20 protein-coding genes are annotated in these 20,352 nt (G+C 73.1%); 4 read left to right on the top strand and 16 right to left on the bottom strand.

Annotated features, from left to right (window positions below):
* Positions 1-101: 101 nt before the first annotated feature.
* From ACFXPX_RS20015 to ACFXPX_RS19990, 6 genes are all read right to left on the bottom strand, one after another.
* Complete coding sequence (locus ACFXPX_RS20015) at positions 102-590, bottom strand: DUF3180 domain-containing protein (protein ID WP_375888734.1); 489 nt, start codon at positions 588-590, stop codon at positions 102-104.
* Positions 591-780: 190 nt separating this feature from the next.
* On the bottom strand, positions 781-1,380 hold the full coding sequence (gene folK / locus ACFXPX_RS20010) for a 2-amino-4-hydroxy-6-hydroxymethyldihydropteridine diphosphokinase (RefSeq protein ID WP_375888736.1): 600 nt from the start codon (positions 1,378-1,380) through the stop codon (positions 781-783).
* Positions 1,381-1,423: 43 nt separating this feature from the next.
* Positions 1,424-1,783: a dihydroneopterin aldolase gene (folB, locus tag ACFXPX_RS20005; RefSeq protein WP_030288941.1), complete on the bottom strand. Its 360-nt coding sequence runs from the start codon at positions 1,781-1,783 to the stop codon at positions 1,424-1,426.
* A 248-nt stretch (positions 1,784-2,031) separates the two neighbouring features.
* Complete coding sequence (locus tag ACFXPX_RS20000; protein ID WP_188309659.1) at positions 2,032-2,511, bottom strand: nuclear transport factor 2 family protein; 480 nt, start codon at positions 2,509-2,511, stop codon at positions 2,032-2,034.
* A gap of 28 nt (positions 2,512-2,539) precedes the next feature.
* On the bottom strand, positions 2,540-3,427 hold the full coding sequence (gene folP, locus ACFXPX_RS19995; RefSeq protein ID WP_375888738.1) for a dihydropteroate synthase: 888 nt from the start codon (positions 3,425-3,427) through the stop codon (positions 2,540-2,542).
* 68 nt (positions 3,428-3,495) lie between these two features.
* Positions 3,496-5,337 carry a phosphatidylglycerol lysyltransferase domain-containing protein gene (locus ACFXPX_RS19990; RefSeq protein WP_380525366.1) on the bottom strand — a complete coding sequence of 614 codons (1,842 nt, stop codon included), beginning with the start codon at positions 5,335-5,337 and terminating at the stop codon, positions 3,496-3,498.
* A 379-nt stretch (positions 5,338-5,716) separates the two neighbouring features.
* Between ACFXPX_RS19990 and ACFXPX_RS19985 the strand changes: the two genes are divergently transcribed.
* Entirely contained in the window at positions 5,717-6,871 is a 1,155-nt protein-coding gene (locus ACFXPX_RS19985) for an alpha/beta hydrolase (RefSeq protein ID WP_375888743.1), read from the top strand.
* Positions 6,872-6,987: 116 nt separating this feature from the next.
* Entirely contained in the window at positions 6,988-7,776 is a 789-nt protein-coding gene (locus tag ACFXPX_RS19980; protein WP_380525367.1) for a ferritin-like domain-containing protein, read from the top strand.
* 47 nt (positions 7,777-7,823) lie between these two features.
* Here the strand turns inward: ACFXPX_RS19980 and folE are convergent, their stop codons facing one another.
* The 6 genes from folE to dacB all read right to left on the bottom strand — a co-directional run bounded on the left by folE (position 7,824) and on the right by dacB (position 15,545).
* Entirely contained in the window at positions 7,824-8,429 is a 606-nt protein-coding gene (folE, locus tag ACFXPX_RS19975; protein ID WP_350509225.1) for a GTP cyclohydrolase I FolE, read from the bottom strand.
* A gap of 106 nt (positions 8,430-8,535) precedes the next feature.
* Entirely contained in the window at positions 8,536-10,590 is a 2,055-nt protein-coding gene (gene ftsH, locus ACFXPX_RS19970; protein ID WP_375888747.1) for an ATP-dependent zinc metalloprotease FtsH, read from the bottom strand.
* Between the two features lie 227 nt (positions 10,591-10,817).
* A complete protein-coding gene (gene hpt / locus ACFXPX_RS19965; protein WP_363441651.1) occupies positions 10,818-11,372 on the bottom strand; it encodes a hypoxanthine phosphoribosyltransferase in 555 nt (184 codons plus the stop codon).
* A gap of 70 nt (positions 11,373-11,442) precedes the next feature.
* Entirely contained in the window at positions 11,443-12,570 is a 1,128-nt protein-coding gene (gene tilS, locus ACFXPX_RS19960) for a tRNA lysidine(34) synthetase TilS (protein ID WP_375888749.1), read from the bottom strand.
* 312 nt (positions 12,571-12,882) lie between these two features.
* Complete coding sequence (locus tag ACFXPX_RS19955; protein ID WP_380642500.1) at positions 12,883-14,067, bottom strand: zinc-dependent metalloprotease; 1,185 nt, start codon at positions 14,065-14,067, stop codon at positions 12,883-12,885.
* 194 nt (positions 14,068-14,261) lie between these two features.
* Positions 14,262-15,545 carry a D-alanyl-D-alanine carboxypeptidase/D-alanyl-D-alanine-endopeptidase gene (dacB, locus tag ACFXPX_RS19950; protein ID WP_380642499.1) on the bottom strand — a complete coding sequence of 428 codons (1,284 nt, stop codon included), beginning with the start codon at positions 15,543-15,545 and terminating at the stop codon, positions 14,262-14,264.
* Positions 15,546-15,801: 256 nt separating this feature from the next.
* Between dacB and ACFXPX_RS19945 the strand changes: the two genes are divergently transcribed.
* Positions 15,802-16,293: an inorganic diphosphatase gene (locus ACFXPX_RS19945; RefSeq protein ID WP_350517236.1), complete on the top strand. Its 492-nt coding sequence runs from the start codon at positions 15,802-15,804 to the stop codon at positions 16,291-16,293.
* Between the two features lie 112 nt (positions 16,294-16,405).
* On the opposite strand, the gene ACFXPX_RS19940 is transcribed toward ACFXPX_RS19945, so the two are convergent.
* The 3 genes from ACFXPX_RS19940 to ACFXPX_RS19930 form a co-directional block, all read right to left on the bottom strand.
* Positions 16,406-16,615: a dodecin gene (locus ACFXPX_RS19940; RefSeq protein ID WP_375888757.1), complete on the bottom strand. Its 210-nt coding sequence runs from the start codon at positions 16,613-16,615 to the stop codon at positions 16,406-16,408.
* Between the two features lie 107 nt (positions 16,616-16,722).
* Positions 16,723-17,682 (bottom strand): asparaginase, encoded by a 960-nt coding sequence (locus ACFXPX_RS19935; RefSeq protein ID WP_375888760.1) that lies wholly within the window; start codon positions 17,680-17,682, stop codon positions 16,723-16,725.
* 74 nt (positions 17,683-17,756) lie between these two features.
* Positions 17,757-18,374 carry an ABC transporter substrate-binding protein gene (locus ACFXPX_RS19930; RefSeq protein ID WP_375888762.1) on the bottom strand — a complete coding sequence of 206 codons (618 nt, stop codon included), beginning with the start codon at positions 18,372-18,374 and terminating at the stop codon, positions 17,757-17,759.
* Between the two features lie 482 nt (positions 18,375-18,856).
* Here ACFXPX_RS19930 and dtd point away from each other — a divergent pair, with 482 nt between their 5' ends.
* Entirely contained in the window at positions 18,857-19,297 is a 441-nt protein-coding gene (gene dtd / locus ACFXPX_RS19925) for a D-aminoacyl-tRNA deacylase (RefSeq protein ID WP_375888765.1), read from the top strand.
* A gap of 75 nt (positions 19,298-19,372) precedes the next feature.
* Here the strand turns inward: dtd and ACFXPX_RS19920 are convergent, their stop codons facing one another.
* Positions 19,373-20,335 (bottom strand): YgfZ/GcvT domain-containing protein, encoded by a 963-nt coding sequence (locus ACFXPX_RS19920; protein ID WP_375888864.1) that lies wholly within the window; start codon positions 20,333-20,335, stop codon positions 19,373-19,375.
* Between the last annotated feature and the right edge of the window lie 17 nt (positions 20,336-20,352).

The following is a 20,352-nucleotide window of genomic DNA, read 5'->3' as shown; positions in this document are numbered from 1 at the left end:
CCCTTGACAGTGGGCATTTTTTACCGCATGTGCCCGGCTTTTCACTCAAGATCACGAAAAAGGGCCTGCTCAGCGCCGTCCGACCGGATCCGGCCGATCCGTCAGCGGTGCGAGGCCGCCGGACCGCCCGGGTCGTCGTGGTCCTCCGGCAGCTTGCACACGTGCTGCAGCCAGAGCGCCGCCGCGATCACCGCGGCGCCCGCCAGCACGGCGAGCCCGGCGGTCACCGCCTGGTCCTTGCGCGCCGACACGTCCAGTTCGCCGAGCAGGTAGATCCCGGCCCCGGCGTAGATGCCGGTGACCACCGCGGAGACCAGCGCGCTGGCCTGGCCGAGCACCACCGCCCGGGCCGCCAGCAGCGGGTCGACCCCCTTCGCGCCGGGCTGCCGCTCGCGCACCGCCTTCAACCGGGCCCGCAGCGAGAGCGCGGTCGCCAGCAGGACCACCGCCACCGCCGCCAGCACCACCGGGGCCGCCGCCGGTACGGCCGGCAGCGTGTCCAGGGACGCCCACAGCTTGGACCCGGCCCAGGACAGCGCCGTCGTCGCGGCGGTGATGCCGATCAGCAGACGGAGGCGAAGCAGCTTCACTCGGAGGTGGTCCTTCCCGGGGTTGCCAGAGCCGACCGCCCGCCCGGTGGCCCGGTGCGGCGGCGTCAGGCCACCGTACCGGGACGGGACGGGCGGACATCTACTCGTACGGCCGGGCCCGGTCGCCGAGTTCCCGGCCGATCCGGCGGCCCCGGCCGACCCGGCCGCGGGGGCCGGGTCCTGCGCGGTGCTACTCCGGCAGCGTCAGCCGGATGTCGTCGCGGCGCTTCACGCCCTGCGCGTCCGGGCCGCCGAGCGCCTCCAGCAGCGCGCCGACCAGCCCGTGCCCCGGCACCTCGGCCTCGGGCTGGGCGTCCAGCCAGGGGGCGAGCACGAAGGCACGCTCGTGCGAGCGCGGGTGCGGCAGCAGCAGCTGCGGGTCCTCGCTGACCACGCCCTCGTAGGCCAGGATGTCGACGTCCAGGGTGCGCGGGCCCCAGCGGACCTCCCGGACCCGTCCGAAGGCGTCCTCGATCGCGTTGCCGCGCTCCAGCAGGTCCCGCGGGGGCAGCGAGGTGCGCAGCACCACGACCGCGTTGTAGTAGTTGGGCTGTTCCTCCGGGCCGCCGACGGCCTCGGTCTCGTAGATCGCCGAAACGGCCTTGATCCTCAGCCCGGGGGTGTCCGCGAGCGCGTCGACGGCACCCTGGAGGGTGTCCAGCCGGTTGCCCAGGTTGCTGCCGAGCGCGATCACCGCACACCGCTGGCTGTGCAGCGTGGTGTCGGCGGAGTCCACCCGGCTCTCCAGGTCGAACGCGTTCGGCTCGGCGATCGGGTCACTGCTGTTCATCGAAGAAATCCCTCTGCATCGGAAACCAGGCGCGCGGTGGGGGTCATGCGCGGCCCCGGTGGATGGTCACGGTCACGTCGTCGAACGGCACGGTGATCGGGGCGTCCGGCTTGTGCACGGTGACCTCGACCTCCTCGACCGCGTCGTGCTTGAGGCACTGGTCGGCGATCCGCTGCGCCAGGGTCTCGATCAGGTCGACCGGCTCGCCGGCGATGATCGCGGTGACCTCCTCGGCCACGATGCCGTAGTGCGCCGTGCGGGTGAGGTCGTCTCCGGACGCGGCGGGGCGGGTGTCCAGGTACAGCACGAGATCGACCACGAAGGTCTGGCCCTCGACGCGCTCGCGCTCGAAGACGCCGTGGTGGCCCCGGGCTCGCAGCCCCCGCAGGGTGACGCGGTCCAGCAAACGAATCACTGCTCCCAGTCGGACGGGCCCCGCCCTGGGGGAAGGCATGGACGGGCAGGGCGAAGACGGGCATCACGCCCGCCACTCCGTTTCGAATCTACCCGCGAGCGCGGACAACGCCTGACCGTCCTACCCGGCACGAACCGTCGCCACGCGCACCGAAATGGCGATTGACGTGAACGTTCGGTGACCACCCGGAAATTCCCCGGCGACCGCCCGGCACCGAATTCCCGCGACCCCCGGAATCAGTCCTCGTCGTCCTCGTCACCGCTGGTCAGAACGGGTGAACCGTGGTGCGACCAGAGCTTCCACCCGGCCGGGGTGCGACGGAACAGATTGCTCGACACGACCTTTCCGCCGACCAGCGGCCCGAGTTCCCCCTCCTCCTCGGCCTCGCCCCCGGAGAGGATGTTCTCGGTGCACGTGACAAGGGCCACATCCCCGTGCACCTCGGCCTCGACATCGGTCAGGAAGAACTGGATGTACTCCGTGTTCATCATGATCAGCATGTACGAGCGGGTCACCTGCGCCCGCCCGCGCAGCACCGGCCAGCCGGGGTGGACGCAGACCACGCCGCCCTTGTCGTCGGCGTGCTCGGGCCCCAGCCAGGCCTCCTCGACCGCCTCGACGTCCCCCCGCTCCAGCGCCTCGTAGAACGCCCGGTTCGCCGCGAGCACCGCCTCCAGGTCCACCTCCCGGGCCTTCCCGGCCGTCCCGCCGCTCACCCTGCCGTCACCTGTCACAGACCCTCCCTCACCCCAGCCGCGCCGCGCGCTGCCAGGCCGCGACCACGCGGACGGCGTCCGCCGTACCGGACACGTCGTGCACCCGGACCGCCCAGGCGCCGGCCCGGGCCGACAGCACCGACACCGCGGCGGTCGCGTCGTCCCGCTCGCGGGCCGGGCGCAGTTCCCCGGTTTCCGGGTCGGCGAGCAGCGTACCCAGGAACCGCTTGCGCGAAGCCGCGACGAGGACGGGACGGCCGAGCGCGGTCAGCGCGTCCAGCCGGCCGAGCAGCGCCCAGTTGTGCTCGGCGGTCTTTGCGAAGCCCAGCCCCGGGTCGAGGACCAGCTGGTCCTCCTTGACCCCGGCAGCCAGCAGCGCGTCCATCCGCCCGGTCAGTTCCCCGACCACGTCCCGCACGACGTCCCGGTAGACGGCCAGCCGCTCCATGTCGGCGGACTGCCCGCGCCAGTGCATGACCACGAAGGGCGCGCCGGTCTCGGCGACCACCCGGGCCATCGCCGGGTCGGCGAGCCCGCCGGAGACGTCGTTGACGATCGCGGCACCGGCCTCCACGGCCCGCTCGGCGACCGAGGCCCGCATGGTGTCGACCGACACCACCACCCCGGCGGCGGCCAGCTCGCGCACCACCGGCAGCACCCGGCGCAGCTCCTCGTCCTCGGGCACCCGCTGGGTGCCCGGCCGGGTGGACTCGCCGCCGACGTCCACCAGGTCCGCGCCGCGGGCCCGCAGGGCCAGCCCGTGCGCGATCGCCTTGGCGGCGTCGAACCAGAGCCCGCCGTCCGAGAAGGAGTCGGGCGTGACGTTGACCACGCCCATCACGGCGCAGCGGTCGAGCCGCGGCAGTCCGGCCGGCAACGAGAAGGACGGCATATCGCTGGTGGGCCCATTGCTCATGCCCCCATTATCGAACGGGGCCCCCGCCGGTGGTTCCCGGGGGGGGCCCCGAAGGGTGCGGGCCGGCCTCAGGCCGCCTCGCCGACCTCGCGGGTCGACGGGACGGGCATCAGGCCCTCGCGCTGGCGCTTGCGGCCGAAGCGCGGCATCCCGAGGGTGATGAAGGCCTCCGCCTGCATCGCGGCGAAGCCGATCCGCGGCAGGTCCCGGGTGCTCGGGAAGACCAGGAAGCGCGGCTCCCACTCGGGCTGGAACTTGGCGTTGAACTTGTACAGCGACTCGATCTGGAACCAGCGCGACAGGAACACCAGCAGTCCGCGCCAGGCGCGCAGCACCGGGCCCGCGCCGATCCGCTCGCCGCGGGCGAGCGCGGAGCGGAACATCGCGAAGTTGAGCGACACCCGGCGGATGCCCAGGGCACCCACCTCCTGGAGGGCGGCGACGATCAGCAGCTCGTTCAGGCCCGGGTCGGCGGCGCGGTCGCGGCGCATCAGCTCCAGCGAGATGCCGTCCGGCCCCCAGGGCACGAAGTGCAGCACGGCCTTGAGGTCGTCGCCGCTCTCGCCCTCCTCGGGGGCCTTGTGGGCGGTGACCACCACGCAGTCGTCGTCCAGCGGGTCGCCGAAGCGCCCCAGGGCCATCGAGAAGCCGCGCTCGGTGTCGGTGCCGCGCCAGCGGGCGGCGGCGTCGGCGATCCGGTACTTCTCCTCGACGGTGAGGTCGGAGACCCTGCGCACCTTGCAGGAGTAGCCGTTGCGCTCGATCCGCTTGACCATCTGGCGGACGTTGCGCATGGCCCGGCCGGCGAGCGAGAAGGTCGCGGTGTCGACGATCGCCTCGTCGCCCAGCTCCAGCGCGTCCAGGCCCGCCTCGCGGGTCCAGACCTCGCCGCCGACCTCGCTGCAGCCCATCACGGCCGGCACCCAGGCGTGCTCGCGGGCCTCGGCCATGAACACCTTGATCGCGCCCGGCCAGGCCTCCACGTCGCCGACCGGGTCCCCGGAGGCGAGCATCACGCCGGAGACCACCCGGTAGGAGATCGCGGCCTTGCCGGTGGGCGAGAACAGCACGCTCTTGTCGCGGCGCAGCGCGAAGTAGCCGAGCGAGTCGCGCTCGCCGTGCCGCTTGAGCAGCTCGCGGACCTTCTCCTCGTCCTCGGCGGTGAGCTCCGGCTTGGGCTTGCCCGGGCGCAGCGCCAGGTAGGCGGTGGTGAAGGCGGTCAGCAGGCCGAGGCCGCCGAGCAGGTAGGCGACCAGGTCGGACATCCGCGCGTTGTTGTAGCGGACCGGGCCCTCGAAGCCGAACAGCCCGTACCCGACGTGCTGCAGCCGCTCCAGCAGGGCGGGGTGCCCGACCTCGTACTTGGTGCGGGTGCTCACGATCAGCAGGCCGAGCAGCACGCTGAGGACGCCCATGACGACCAGGTTGACCACCGCGCCCCAGCGGGTGCGCGGGTCGGCCTTGGCGTAGAACTCGCGCTGGTGCACCAGCATCACGGCGAGGACCACCAGCGAGACGACCGCCGGGCCGATCTGGTGCCAGCGCACGATGTGCAGCGAGGCGCTGAGCGGCAGCAGCACGCAGACCGCCCGCCAGGCCCGCCGCTTGCGCCGGCGCAGCGCGTGCGCCAGCGGCACCAGCAGGATGCCGACCATCAGCGTGCCGACCGCGGCCAGGCTGGTGGTGCCGCCCGGCAGCTGCCCGGCGAAGGTGTGCATCTTGGTGTGCCGGAGCTTGGGGAACACCGCGCTGGCGATGTCCACCAGCCCGATCAGCAGACAGGCGTAGCCGACGGCACCGGGGAGCCAGGCCCTCGGGACGGCGGCCGCCTGGTTGCGCAGCGTCTGCAGGCCGCGCCGACGGCGCGGCGGCTGCTCGGGGCTCGGCTCAACGGACACGGGAACGCTCATGGAAGCTCAGCGTAGAGGCTGCGGGGCGGTGTCCGTTCACTCCGGGGGAGCACGTGTGATGGACCTTCATGCGTATTCCTTCATCGGGCAATGCGCATACCAAGGATCCGGAAACGGACGGTAATCCGGTGCCGTGGGCGCGCTGCGGGTTGAGCCGGGGGTGGGAGCCGTGGGTCCGCCGCCGCGTGGCGGGGCAGGGCCCTCCGGTACGTCGTACGTACGGTGGACGCCGCATTCTAGGGCGCCGGTTGCCCCGGACCTCCCCCCACCCTCCCGACCCAGCCGGGACGTCCGGACAGCCTAGCTGCGGTGGCCCGGCCTGACGGCCCGCCAGACGATGAAGCCTGCATCGACAGTGTCCCACCGGAAGGCCGACGGCATGGAACTGACCAGCAACGTGCTGGTGAACGCGCTGCTCGCACTCGGGGCCGCGGCCCTGCTCACCACTTTGTGGATCTGGCCCCGGCTGGCCCGGCAGCGCCCGCTCCCGGTGCTCGGCAGGATCGGGCTGCTGACCGTCGTTCAGGTTTCGATCCTCGCGGTGCTGGCGCTGTCGGTGAACAACTCCTTCGGCTTCTACACCTCCTGGGACGACCTGCTCAGCCCCGGCGGCGCCAAGCTCGCGCTGGCCGGCAACGAGAACCACAAGGGCGGCACCCCGGTCTCCGACCAGCTGGTCCGGCCGACCAACGAGGGCGGCATGGAGAGCGCCCCCAACCTCCCCAAGGGCCCGCCGGAGGAGGTCGGGAAGATCGAGTCGGTCCGGGTCAACGGCAAGGAGACCGGTTTCTCCGACCAGATGTTCGTCTACCTGCCGCCCGAGTACTTCGACCCGAAGTTCGCCCTGGTCCGCTTCCCCGCCGTGGTGGCCCTGGCCGGCTTCCCGGGCACCACCCTGAACCTGCTCAAGGAGCTGCCGCTGGTGCAGACCGCGGTGGAGCTGCAGCGCTCCGGCAAGATGCCGCCGACCGTCCTGGTGCTGGCCCGCCCGTCGGTGGTCCCGGCCCGGGACACCGAGTGCGTGGACGTCCCCGGCGGGCCGCGCAGCGAGACCTGGTTCGTCAAGGACGTGCCCGAGGCCCTGCAGAGCGCGTACCGGCTCGGCCGCTCGGCCGCCTCCTGGGGCCTGTTCGGCTACTCCACCGGCGGCAGCTGCGCGATGCGGCTGTCGATGCGCTTCCCGAACGTCTACGGCAGCGCCGCGGGCCTGCACGGCGACTTCGCGGTGCGCCAGGACCAGTACACCGGCGGCGACCTCTTCAACGGCGACAAGGCCCTGACCCAGCAGCACGACCTCGGCTGGCGGCTGCAGAACCTCCCGGCCCCGCCGCTCAACCTGCTGGTGGTCTCCACCCGCAAGGAGTCGGACTACCCGCAGACCGTCCAGTTCGTCGACCAGGCCACCCAGGTCGCGGCGGCCAATCCGCAGTTCAAGGTGGAGTCGCTGTACCTGGACGACGGCGGCCACAACTTCGACAGCTGGACGCGGGAGCTGCCGGCCTCGCTGGAGTGGCTGGGCTCCCACCTCGGCTGAGGCGTGCGGGTGATTACCCGCCGGTCGGCCCGGCCGGCCGGCGGTTCGGGGGGACGTATCGCGGCCGCCCGCCCGACCACCGGCGGGCGCCGCCCCGGATCCGCGCAGGAGGCGCCGTGCTGAGCACCAGATCGCTCTTCAACGAGATCTACCGGAACGACCAGGCCTACCAGCTGTTCTGCAGCATCGCGGCCGGCGGCGAGGACCAGGGCGGCTGGGAGAACGAGCGGATCACCGCCCTCACCCCGGACCCGGTGCTCGCCCCGAAGGTCGCCCGGCACGGCGCGGACGAGCGCAAGCACGGCCGGATCTTCACCCAGCTGCTGAACAAGCGCGGACTGCCCAAGGTGCCCGTCCCGGACGAGGCCGACTACTGCATGCTGCTGGAGCGCCAGGGCGTCGGCCTGTCCCACGAGCGGCTGCTCGGCGACGCCCCGCTGACCGACCGCGAGATCATCACCTACCTCGCGCACAGCCGGGTCACCGAGCAGCGCGCCGCCGAGCAGATGCGCCAGCTGGTCAAGGTGTACGGGGACAACCCCGACCTCGGCCGGGCGATGCGGATGATCTCCGCCGACGAGGACAACCACCTCGCCTACTGCCACGAGGAGCTGCTGCGGCTGGTCGCCGACGGCCACGGACCGTACGTCCGGCACACCCTGGAGACCTGCGCCCGCGGCGAGATCCGCACCCACCGGGACGTCGGCCTCGCCGTCACCGCCCGGATGGCGCGGATCCTGCGCTGGCCCCGCTGGCAGCTGGCCGTGGTCACCCTCGGGGTGCACGCCCTCTACCTGTACGACCGGGCCTTCGGCTGGCGCCGGATGGTCACGCTGCGGATGCCGGAGCGCCGCAACGCACTGGGCACCCCGGCCCCGCCGCACGCGGAGCCCGAGGTGCCCTGAGCCGGGACCGGTCGCCGCCTGGCGACCGATGCCCCTACTGCCTGCCGCTACCTGCCGATGATGAGGCTCATCGCCTCGGCCCGGGTGGCCGGGTCGCGCAGCTGGCCGCGCACGCAGGAGGTGATGGTCTTGGCGCCGGGCTTGCGGATGCCGCGCATCGACATGCACATGTGCTCGCACTCGACCACGACGATCGCCCCGCGCGGCTCCAGGATCCGCATCAGCGCGTCGGCCACCTGGCTGGTCAGCCGCTCCTGCACCTGCGGCCGGCGGGCGTAGACGTCGACCAGCCGGGCCAGCTTGGACAGCCCGGTGATCTTGCCGCTGGGGGACGGGATGTACCCGACGTGCGCGACGCCGCGGAACGGCACCAGGTGGTGCTCGCAGACCGAGGTCAGCTCGATGTCCTTGACCAGCACCATCTCGTCGTGGCCGAGGTCGAAGGTGGTGGTCAGGACGTCCTCGGGCTCCTGCCACAGGCCCGCGAATATCTCCTTGTAGGCCCGCGCGACCCGGGCCGGCGTCTCCAGCAGGCCCTCGCGGTCGGGATCCTCCCCGACCGCGAGCAACAGCTCACGGATGGCGTTCTCGGCCCGCTTCTGGTCGAAGGCACCGACGGCGGGCGGACCGTCGAGCGTCACCGGGTCGATCATGCGGGCCTCGCTTACTCGTGGGAAGACTCTGGCTGAACAGCACGGATGCCGCGCCTCCAGGGTACAAACCCTGGTGACGCGGCATCCATTCCTACCGGAGTGCGGCTCAGCCCTCGGTCGGCGGCTCGGCCGCCGGCAGCGGCGGGAGCTTCACGATGTCGACCGGAGCGGTGTCGGAGGCGGCGGCGCCGTTGGTGAGCGCCAGCTCCTTCGGCGACTGCACCGGCGGCCGGGTGGACGGCGTGCGACGGGCGGAGCCCGTCCAGGCCGGCCGGGCCGGGCGCTTGACGATCGGGGCGAAGATCTCGGCGATCTGCTCCTTGTTCAGGGTCTCCTTCTCCAGGAGCTCCAGAACCAGGTTGTCGAGCACGTCGCGGTTCTCGACCAGGATCTCCCAGGCCTCGTTGTGCGCGCTCTCGATGAGCTTCTTGACCTCTTCGTCGACCAGCCCGGCGACCTCTTCCGAGTAGTCGCGCTGGTGGCCCATCTCACGGCCGAGGAAGGGCTCCGAAGCGTCGTTGCCGAACTTGATCGCGCCCAGGCGCTCGGTCATGCCGTACTGGGTGACCATGGCCCGCGCCGTGGCGGTGGCCTTCTCGATGTCGTTCGAGGCACCGGTGGTCGGGTCGTGGAAGACCAGCTCCTCCGCCGCGCGCCCGCCCAGCATGTAGGCCAGCTGGTCGAGCATCTCGTTGCGGGTGGTGGAGTACTTGTCCTCCTCCGGCAGCACCATGGTGTAGCCGAGGGCCCGACCGCGGGACAGGATCGTGATCTTGTGCACCGGGTCGCTGTACTGGCAGGCCGCCGCGACCAGGGCGTGACCGCCCTCGTGGTACGCGGTGATCTTCTTCTCCTTGTCGGACATGATCCGCGTGCGCTTCTGCGGACCGGCCACGACGCGGTCGATCGCCTCGTCCAGGATGCCGTTGTCGATCAGCTTCTTGTCCGAGCGGGCGGTCAGCAGCGCGGCCTCGTTGAGCACGTTCGAGAGGTCGGCGCCGGTGAAGCCGGGGGTGCGCTTGGCGACGGCCGACATGTCGACGTCGGGCGCGATCGGCTTGCCCTTCTGGTGCACCTTGAGGATGTCCAGACGGCCCTGGAGGTCGGGACGCTCGACCGCGATCTGCCGGTCGAAGCGGCCCGGGCGCAGCAGCGCCGGGTCCAGGATGTCGGGGCGGTTGGTCGCCGCGATCAGGATCACGCCGCCCTTGACGTCGAAGCCGTCCATCTCGACCAGCAGCTGGTTGAGGGTCTGCTCGCGCTCGTCGTGGCCGCCGCCGAGACCCGCACCGCGGTGCCGGCCGACGGCGTCGATCTCGTCGACGAAGATGATCGCCGGAGCGTTCGCCTTGGCCTGCTCGAAGAGGTCGCGGACGCGGCTGGCGCCGACACCCACGAACATCTCGACGAAGTCGGAGCCGGAGATCGAGTAGAACGGCACCCCGGCCTCGCCCGCGACGGCACGCGCCAGCAGGGTCTTGCCGGTCCCGGGCGGGCCGTAGAGCAGCACACCCTTGGGGATCTTGGCGCCGACGGCCTGGAACTTGGCCGGCTCCTGGAGGAACTCCTTGATCTCGTGGAGCTCCTCGACCGCCTCGTCGGCACCCGCGACGTCCGAGAAGGTGGTCTTCGGGGTGTCCTTGGTGAGCAGCTTGGCCTTGGACTTGCCGAACTGCATGACGCGCGAGCCGCCGCCCTGCATCTGGTTCATCAGGAACAGGAAGACCAGGACGATGATCACGATCGGCAGCATCGACAGCAGCAGGCTGACGAAGGTGCTCTGCTTCTCGGGACTGACCGTGTAGCCCTCGGCGAGGGTGTTCGGGTCCTTGTCGTTGATCTGGGCCTGCAGCTTGTCGGCGATCGCCACACCCTGGTCACCGATGTACGAGGCCTGGAACTTGTTGCCGGACGGGACCTTGCCCGTACCGGCGTTGGACAGCGTGGCGCCGTCCTTCAACTGGATCTTGATCGTGTTCGAGTCACCGGTGGTGATCTGCGCCGACTTGACGTTGTGCGCATCGATCGCTGCGACGACCTGCCCGGTGTCCACCGTCTTGTAGCCGTTCGAGTCCGAAACGACCTGCATCAGTACGATGACGGCGAGGACAGCCAGCACGATCCACATGATCGGCGCACGGAAGTATCGCTTGACGTCCATCCATGCGGAGCGTTGCCGCCCCGTCCCTCCTGCCACTCAGCGGCGCCGGGAGGCTTTGGGCCGCGGCGCAATCCGAATCGATGCTCATGTGAAGAGCGGTTTATTGGACCGTACCGCAGTCGCACCCACCCATGGCGGGAGCACGGCGACACGGCTCAGCTTCTTTGTCCCCCGGTCCAACGGGCGGGAACAACCCTCTGTTCCCGCCCATAGCCCGAACGGAGCCCTCAACCGCCGTAGACGTGCGGGGCGAGGGTCCCGATGAAGGGGAGGTTACGCAGCTTCTCCGCGTAGTCCAGGCCGTAGCCGACCACGAACTCGTTGGGAATGTCGAAGCCGACGTACTTCACGTCGATCTCGACCTTGGCCGCGTCCGGCTTGCGCAGCAGGGTGCAGACCTCCAGCGAGGCCGGGCCGCGCGAGCCCAGGTTGCCCAGCAGCCAGGACAGCGTCAGACCGGAGTCGATGATGTCCTCGACGATCAGGACGTCCCGACCGGCGATGTCGGTGTCCAGGTCCTTCAGGATGCGCACCACACCGGAGGACTTGGTCCCCATGCCGTACGAGGAGACGGCCATCCAGTCCATCGTGACCTGCGAGTGCAGGGTCCGGGCCAGATCGGCCATCACCATGACGGCCCCCTTGAGGACGCCGACGATCAGCAGGTCCTTGCCTGCGTAGTCCCGGTCGATTCGCTCGGCCAGCTCCTGGAGCTTGGCGTCGATCTCGTCCTTGCTGATGAGCACCTTCGCGAGGTCAGCGCCCATGTCGTTCTGGTCCACCGGGGATACGTCCTCAAACGTTCGGGGTCTGTGTGGCCGGCGGCCGGCTCCCCCGGGACGTGCCTCGCCCTCAGTCGCCCTGCCGCCGAAAGACCAGCGTGCCACACCTACGGGTGGCCTCGACGCCCCCGGGTAGGTGCAGCGGCCCCTGGCCGCGCCATCCGGTGACCAGCAGGTCCACCGTCTCCAGGTGCCGGGCGAAGAGGTCCCCGGCCGGACAGCCCGCCCGCAGCGCCGCCCGCCGCAGCACCCGGCGCCGGACGGCGGGCGGCAGTTCGGCCAGTTTCACGGCGTCCAGGGTGCCTTCGCCCGTACGGAGGTCGCGCTCGGCCAGCGAGGCCCACTGGTCGAGGGCGTCGGCGTCGTCCCGGAACAGCCGGGCGGTGCGGGCCAGCGCCTCGACCACGCCGCCGCCGAGGTGCTTCTCCAGCACCGGCAGCACCTCGTGGCGGACCCGGGAGCGGGTGTAGGCGGGATCACAGTTGTGCGGGTCGTCCCAGACCGGGATCGCCTGGGCGGAGCAGGCCTGCAGGGTGGCCGCCCGGTCCAGCTCCAGCAGCGGGCGGCGGTAGCGGCCCTTCTGGGCCGGCATCCCGGCCAACGAGCGGGAGCCGGAGCCGCGGGCCAGGCCCAGCAGCACGGTCTCGGCCTGGTCGTCCCGGGTGTGGCCGAGCAGCACCGCGATCGCGCCGTGGCGCTCGGCGGCCTCGTCCAGGGCGGCGTAGCGGGCGTCCCGGGCGGCGGCCTCGGGGCCGCCGGCCCGGCCGACCCGCACCGGGACGGCCTCGACCGGGTCCAGGCCCAGCGAGCGCAGGCGCTCGGCGACCTGGGCGGCGCGGTCGGCGGAGCCGTCCTGGAGGCCGTGGTCGACGGTGACGGCGCCGACCCGCAGACCGATCTTGGGGGCCTCGAAGGCGGTAGCGATGGCCAGCGCCATCGAGTCCGCGCCGCCGCTGACGGCGACCAGGACCAGCGGCGAGCCGGGGGCGGCCGGGGTGCGCGGCAGCCCGGAGGGGTGGCGGGCGGCGTTGCCGATCAGGGTGGTGCCGACGGCGGCACCGACCAGCGGCGCCCCGGCGGGGCGCCCGCGGGGTTCGCGCACGGGCGCGGTGAAGGTGGTACCGGCCTCGGCGGCGAGGTCGGTGAGCGTACGGCGAACGGCCAGGCGTATCGCGGCGACGGCGGGGTGAGGGCCCACGGCGGACGACTCCTCGACGGAGGGGACAGGGCTGCGGCGGGCGGCCGGAACCGCGCACCAGGATAGCGCCGCGTTACCGGGCGCTCACAGATGGTGGCAGAAAGTGGCGGGCCGCTACGCCACCCGCGCCACCGGTACGACCACCGTCCCACGTACGGGTGAATGGAGAAACGTATCTTCACCCATCATCTGCCCGATTGGACCACTCGTACGAGCGGGTTTGACCGCCGCCGACCGACGGCGGTCTCCCGGTACTCCGGGAATGCCCGATCGGGGCCTCCCGAGGGCCTCCCGAGGGCCTCCCCGAGGGCCTCAGCGGCCGACCCGGGCGACCCAGGCGGCCGGGTCGTGGATCTCGTCCTTGGTCGGCAGGGTGTTCGGGGACGTCCACACCCGGTTGAAGCCCTCCATGCCGACCTGCTCCACCACCGCCCGGACGAACACCGCGCCGTCCTGGTACTGCCGCAGCTTGGCGTCCATGCCCAGCAGCCGGCGCAGCATCAGGTCCAGCCGGTTCGCCCCCCGGTCACGGCGCTGCTGGAACTTCTCCCGGATCTCCGCCACCGTCGGCACCACGGCCGGGCCGACGCCGTCCATCACCACGTCCGCGTGACCCTCCAGCAGCGACATCACCGCCGTCAGCCGGCCGAGGATCTCGCGCTGCGCGGGCGACTGGACGATCTCCAGCAGGTTCCCGCCGGAGGCGCTGTCCCGGCCCTCCCGGGCGCCGGTGCCCGGCAGGCCCGCGCCGAGCGAGCCCGCCGCGTCGCGCAGCCGCTCCAGCAGCGCGCCCGGGTCCACGTCCGTCTCGGCCAGGAAGGACTGCACCTCGGACTGGATGTGGTCGCGCAGCCACGGCACCGCGGTGAACTGGGTGCGGTGGGTCTCCTCGTGCAGGCAGACCCAGAGCCGGAAGTCGGACGGGTCGACGTCCAGCTCGCGCTCGACGTGCACGATGTTCGGCGCCACCAGCAGCAGCCGGCCCGGCCCCGGGCCCTCCGGGCCCAGCCGCGGCTTGTCGAACAGCGCCGCCGGGCTGTCCGGCGCCTCCAGCGAGGGCCCGGCCGGGGCGAAGGTCTCGTACTGGCCCAGCACCTTGGTGGACAGGAACGCCAGCAGCGCGCCGACCTCGATCCCGGTGGCCTTCTCCCCCACCGCCCCGAAGACGCCCGCCGCCGCGCCGGTGACCCGCCGCGCCTGGAGCTTCTCCACCAGCGGCTGGACCACCGTGCGGAAGCCCGCCACGTTCGCCCGGACCCAGCCCGGGCGGTCCACCACCAGCACCGGCGTCGCGGCGGCCGCGGCCAGACTGCTCGACCGCATCCCGGTGAACACCCGCACGTGCTCCTCGGCCTCCAGCGCGTGCCGGCGCAGCTCGGCGACGACCGCCGCCGCCTCGGCCCGGCTCACCTCCGGCCCCGGCCGCACCAACCTGGTCGCAGTAGCGACCGCGAGATTCCAGTCGACCATGTCAGCCCCGCCGCTCGCGCTCGTCATGCCCTCACCGTACGTGCTCCCCACCATCAACGGCAGCCACCCGCCACGAACACCCTGCCCGCCTCCGGGCCCGCTCGAACCCGCCCTCCACGGGCCCCCTACGGCCCGGCGGGCGCCGCCCCGGCCGCCCCTCCGGCCGACCTCCGCCGGGCGGTCGGCCGGGCGGCGGACGGGGGGAACGGAACCGGGGTCGGTCAGTGGCAGCCGCAGGAGGCGAGGCGGGCGGCGATCCGGTCCATCGCGGCGCGGGCGGTGTCCGCCGGCGCGGTGGTGCGGGTCATCACGGCGAAGGCCAGCAGGCGGCCGTCGGCGTCCACCACGGTGCCCGCGAGGGTGTTGACCCCGCTGAGGCTGCCGGTCTTGGCGCGGATCAGGCCGGCCGCGTCGGCGGCGCCGGAGCCCGAGCCGTAGCGCTTGGCCAGGGTGCCGGTGAAACCGGCCACCGGGAGGCCGGTGAGGACCGGGCGCAGCGCGGGGTGCTGGTCGGAGGAGGCCAACGCGAGGATCCGGACCAGGACGGCGGGCGGGATCCGGTTGTCCGTGTTCAGGCCGCTGCCGTCGTTGAGGACCACGCCGGTCATCGGCACGCCGAGCCTGCCGAGTTCCTTGACGACGGCGGTCGCCGCGCCCTCGTAGCCGGCCGGCTGGTGCCCGGCGAGGGCGACCTGACGGGCGATCGCCTCGGCGAGCTGGTTGTCCGAGGTGGTGAGCAGGCGCTCGACCAGCCGGGCGACGGTCGGTGAGTCGACCTTGCCGAGGACGGGGGCGTCCGCGGCGGCCGGGGAGGCGGCCGGCTTGGCCCTGCCCTCGACGGTGACGCCCTGGGCGGCGAGCATCGTGGCGAAGGCCGTGGCGGCCGCGCCCGCCGGGTCGGCGACCCGGAGCGGGGCCTCGTCCTTGCTCTTCGGGTCGACCTTGGCCTCGTCCGCCATCAGCGGGACGACCAGGGCGAGGTTCTCGTTGTCGGGCTTCCGCTGCTGGGTGCTGTCGGGGTACAGCGACAGGTCGTAGCCCAGCCGGACCGTCGTGGTCCCGGCCGCCTTGAGGGCGGTGGCGGTCTGTCGGGCGAGCTCCTCCAGCGAGGCGGGCGCGGTGTCGGCGTCGACGGGCCGGCCGCCGACCTGCACCTGGTCGGCGGGCAGCGCGGTGAGCGTCGGGTCCCCGCCGCCGACCAGGGTGATGCTGCCCGGGTCCGCGCCGCGGACCACCCGGGTGGTGAGCCGGGTGTCGGCGGGGATCAGCGACAGGGCCGCGACCGAGGTGGCCAGCTTGGTGGTGGAGGCCGGGGTGACCGGGGTGTTCTCGTCGGAGCCGTACAGGAGTTGCCCGCCGGCGGCGTCCGCGACGGCGAGGGTCACGGTGCCCAGGCTCCTGTCGGCGAGTGCGGGGGCCAGCGCCTGCTGGAGGCCCTGCGCGGTGGGGACGGCGGCCTCCGGGCCGTCCCCGGCGACGGCCAGCACGGCGCCCGCGGCGGGCACCGGGCGCGCGACCGGCGTACCGCTGACACCGCCGGCACCATCGCCACCGCCCGGCGAGGGGGACGGCTGCGCGTACGCACCGCCCCCGCCCAGCACCGCCCCGGCGACCAGAAGGGCCGCTCCGCACAGCCCCGCGGCCGTCCCCCCGCGACGCCGCGCCGCCCCCGCCCCAGCTCCCACCGACCGGCCCCTTTCCCCAGCACTCACTCCCGTAGGAGACACTTGGATTCTGTCAGTCCCTACCTTGGAGGAACCGTTGGAATTCGACGTCCTTATCGAAATCCCGAAGGGCTCTCGTAACAAGTACGAGGTCGACCACGAGACCGGCCGTCTGCGGCTCGACCGGATGCTCTTCACGTCGACCCGTTACCCGGCCGACTACGGCTACGTCGAGGGCACGCTCGGCGAGGACGGCGACCCGCTGGACGCCCTGGTCATCCTGGACGAGCCGACCTTCCCCGGCTGCCTCATCAAGTGCCGTGCCATCGGCATGTTCCACATGACCGACGAGGCCGGCGGCGACGACAAGCTGCTGTGCGTCCCGGCGACCGACCCGCGCTGGGAGCACCTGCGCGACATCCACCACGTGTCGGAGTTCGACCGCCTGGAGATCCAGCACTTCTTCGAGGTCTACAAGGACCTGGAGCCGGGCAAGTCGGTCGAGGGCGCCAACTGGGTCGGCCGTGTCGAGGCCGAGGCCGAGGTCACCGCTTCGGTCAAGCGTCTCGCGGAGCAGGGCGGCCACTGATCCGTCGTTCCGATCTAGGTCGGGACAGCCAGGGGGCCGGGGCCCGCGGACCGATCCGCGGGCCCCGGCCCCTGCCGTTCCGGGAGGCGTTCGAGGAGACGTTCGGGGAGGCTCAGTCCTCCAGCCGGAAGCCGACCTTCAACCCGACCTGGTAGTGCTTCACCTGGCCCTCCTCGATGTGGCCGCGGATCTCCGTGACTTCGAACCAGTCGAGGTTGCGCAGCGTCCGGGAGGCCCGCTCCACCCCGTTGCGGATGGCCGAGGCGACGCTCTCGGTCGAGGACCCGACGATCTCGGTCACCCGGTACACGTGGTCGGTCATGGCGGACTCCCTCAGCTGTGCGACGGCCCCCGTCCACCGTGCACCGCCCCCGCCCCGCCCGCACCCCGACGACGGCCGACCGGAAGCCGGAGCCGCCGACGCGCTCCCTAGAAGGCCGCGCGGACCTCGCCGACCGGGGCGCCGCCGCCGAACAGCGGGGCCGCGCCGATCCGCTCGACCGCGTCGTCCGCGCCGGTCACCCCGAGCCGGCGCAGCGCCGCCGCCAGCACCGGGCCGCGGGCCCGCTCGGAGCCGTCGTCGATCTTGAAGGCGAGGGCCCGGCCGTCCGCCAGCGCGACCACCTGGACGGCCTCGGCGCCCATCTTGGAGAGCGCGCCCGGAACGGACCGCATCAGCAGGGTGTCGGCCCGGCGGGTGCCGGCCACGTACTCGGGGTGGGCGCGCATCGCGTCGGCCACCCGCCGCTGCGCGGTGCCCTCCCCGGCCAGCACCAGGCGGCGGTAGCCGCGGGCCAGGCCGGTCAGCGTGACGGCGAGCAGCGGGGCGCCGCAGCCGTCCACCCCGGTGTGCGCCGGGGTCTCGCCGGTGCCCTCGGCGAGGGCCTCGCGGGCCAGCTCCTGGATCGGGTGCGCCGGGTCGAGGTACGTCTCGGTGTCCCAGCCGTTGGCGACGCACGCGGCCAGCCAGCCGGCGTGCTTGCCGGAGCAGTCCATCAGGATCGGGGCGCGCCGTCCGCCGGCGGCGAGCAGCAGCTCCGCCTCGGTCTCGTCCAGGGGCAGGTCGGCCGGGGTGCGCAGGGCGGACTCGTCGAGGCCGGCGGAGCTCAGGATGGCCCGTACGCCGTCGAGGTGAAACGATTCCGCGGAATGGCTGGAGGCCGCCAGGGCCAGCAGCTCGCCCTCGATCGCCAGCCCGGCCCGCAGGGTCGCCATCGCCTGGAACGGCTTGGCCGTCGAGCGGGGGAAGACCGGCGCGTCGGGGTCGCCGAGCGCGAACTCCACCGAACCGTCGGCGGCCAGCAGGACCAGAGAGCCGTGGTGCCGGCCCTCGGTGAAGCCCGAGCGTATGACCTCGGCGAGCACGGGCGGGGTGGCGGACTGGGACATCGCGGAGCCTTCCGGGGGCGGGGGTGGGCCGGGAGGAAGCCGGACCCCACCCACCCCGCGACGACTCACCCGGTCTAGAGCGGCCTCTCCGAGAGCAGGTCGTCGACCCGTGCTTCCCCATCACGGTACCTGCGGGTGATCTCGGCGTTGCAACCGTCCGCCGTCCGCAGCAGCCGCTGGCGGCGGCCGGACACCTCGCGCTCGTGGGCGCGCAGCCGCTCCAGGGCGGCCAGCAGCTCCTCCGCCGGGTGGGCCGCCAGGTCGGCGAGCTGGACGTCGCCCATCAGCGCGTCCGCCTCCAGCTGGGACTCCTGGGTGCGCGGCGGGCCGAGGGTGACGTGCCGGGCCGAGCGCCGCACCGTGGAGGGCGCGTCGGTCAGGATGGCCGGCAGCCGGTCCAGCAGGTCGCCGCCGGGCTCCTCGCCGGCCGCCGGGGACGGGTGGGCGGGGCCGCCGCCGGGGCGCCGGTCGAGCTCGGCGCGCAGGATGTCCATCCGCCCGTGCAGCAGCCGCCGCAGGTAGGACAGGTCAGCCTCCTGCGCCAGGGTCTCCCGGCGCAGGATCCGCAGCTGGTCCAGGCCCAGCGCCTCCAGGTCCGGCTCGCCGTCCCGGACGGCCGTCCAGGACCGGTCCCCGGCGGCCTGCGCCACCGGTCCGGAACGGCTCCACGCCGCGCTGCTCGCGTCCATCATCCAGCCCACCTGCCGTCGTCCGATCCCGCCCGCTCGCGGCACCCCGTCCCTGCCGCCGGCCCGGCCCGTCCCCCGACGGGCTCGTGCGTCCCGTCCGTTGGCACGCCCGGGGGCCCCGAAGGGTTCCACTCCCCGGCCGAGACCACCCGCCGGGGCGACCCCGACAGAACGCCTGACCTACCGGCTCGACCGCCCGGCCGAACCCGGCCCGGTGCGGCGGACCTCCAGGCGCGCCGGGCCTTCGTGCGGTCCCCCAGCGTGCCACCCCACCCGGCGCGCGCGCACCGCCCGTGCACCCGAACGGCCCCCTGGCGAACGGGGGTGGCTGATATGACCGGGCCTTTCCGCAGCAGGAGCAGCGCCCGAACCTGCGCAGGCGCGCGCTGCACGGCGTGCGCCACCCTTGTGCGCGCCCCGGGTGCACGCCCCCGGATTCCCCCGGGACCCCACGGGGCGCCCCGGTGCTCCGGCACAATGGCGGCATGCGAGCAGTGGTGCAGCGAGTGACCGAGGCCCGGGTGACCGTGGCCGGAGAGACCGTCGGCGCGATCGAGGGGCCCGGGCTCTGCGTCCTGGTCGGCGTGACCCACGAGGACACCCCGGCCAAGGCGGCCCAACTGGCCCGCAAACTCTGGACGCTGCGGATCCTGCCGGTCGACGGCGAGGGCGTGGAGCAGAGTTGCTCGGACATCGGCGGCCCGCTGCTGGTGATCAGCCAGTTCACCCTCTACGGCGACGCCCGCAAGGGCCGCCGGCCCACCTGGACCGCCGCCGCCCCCGGGCCGGTCGCCGAGCCGCTGGTGGACGAGGTGGTGGCCCAACTGCGCGCGCTGGGCGCCAAGGTGGAGACGGGCCGGTTCGGCGCCGACATGCAGGTGGCGCTGGTGAACGACGGCCCGTTCACCGTCCTCGTCGAGGTCTGAGGCCCCGGAGCACCCGAGGGCCGGGCCCCGGGCCGGTGCCGTGAGACCCCGGCCCCGCCCCGGACCCTGCCCGGCCTACTGCGGGACGATCACGTCCTGGGTGCCCGGCACCGTGCCGGCCAGCAGCACCGCGTCCACCGGCACGTTCCGCTTGACGACCGCCAGCGCGATCGGCCCCAGCTCGTGGTGCCGGGCCGAGGAGGTCACGAGGCCCAGCGCCCGGCCGTCCGGGTCGGAGGCCAGCCGCACCTCGGTGCCGTGCGGGGGCAGCGTCTCCTCGGTGCCGTCCAGGTGCAGGAAGACCAGCCGGCGCGGCGGGCGGCCCAGGTTGTGCACCCGGGCGACGGTCTCCTGGCCGCGGTAGCAGCCCTTCTGCAGGTGGACGGCGGTGCGCAGCCAGTCCACCTCGTGCGGGATGGTCCGGTGGTCGGTCTCGAAGCCGAGCCGGGGCCGGTGGCCCTCGATCCGCAGCGCCTCGTAGGCCCAGACGCCGGCCGCCGGGCCGTACCCGGCGGTGCGTTCCGCCAGCTCGGCGCGCGGCACGAACAGGTCGCGGCCGTACGGGAGTTCGCGGACGGCGGCGGCGCCCTCGACGGAGCCGGTGGAGCCGGCCGGCAGGTGGACCACGGCGTAGTCGGCGGTCGCGTCGACGACCTCCACCCGGTAGAAGAACTTCATGCTCTCCAGGTAGCCGATCAGCGCCTCCTGGGTGCCGGGCTCGACGTGCGCCCAGGTGGTGGTGCCGTCGTCGACCAGGTAGAGGGCGTGCTCGACGTGCCCGTTCGGGGAGAGCACCAGCGCCTCGGTGGCGTGCTGCGGCTCCAGCCCGCTGACGTGCTGGGTGAGCAGCAGGTGCAGCCAGGCGAGGCGGTCCGCACCGGTGACGGTGAGCACACCGCGGTGCGAGAGGTCGACGAAGCCGGTGCCCCGGGACAGGTTCCGTTGCTCGCGGAAGATGTCGCCGTAGTGGGCGGCGACGCCTTCGTCGGCCCCCTCGGCGGGGACGGCTCCGGGCAGGGCAAGCAGCGGGCTCTTCACACCGGTCATACCGGCCA

It is taken from the genome of Kitasatospora sp. NPDC059146 (assembly GCF_042786665.1).
GTDB lineage: Bacteria > Actinomycetota > Actinomycetes > Streptomycetales > Streptomycetaceae > Kitasatospora.
The sequence above is the reverse complement of the archived record's forward strand: the minus strand, read 5'-3'. Positions and strand labels throughout refer to the sequence as shown.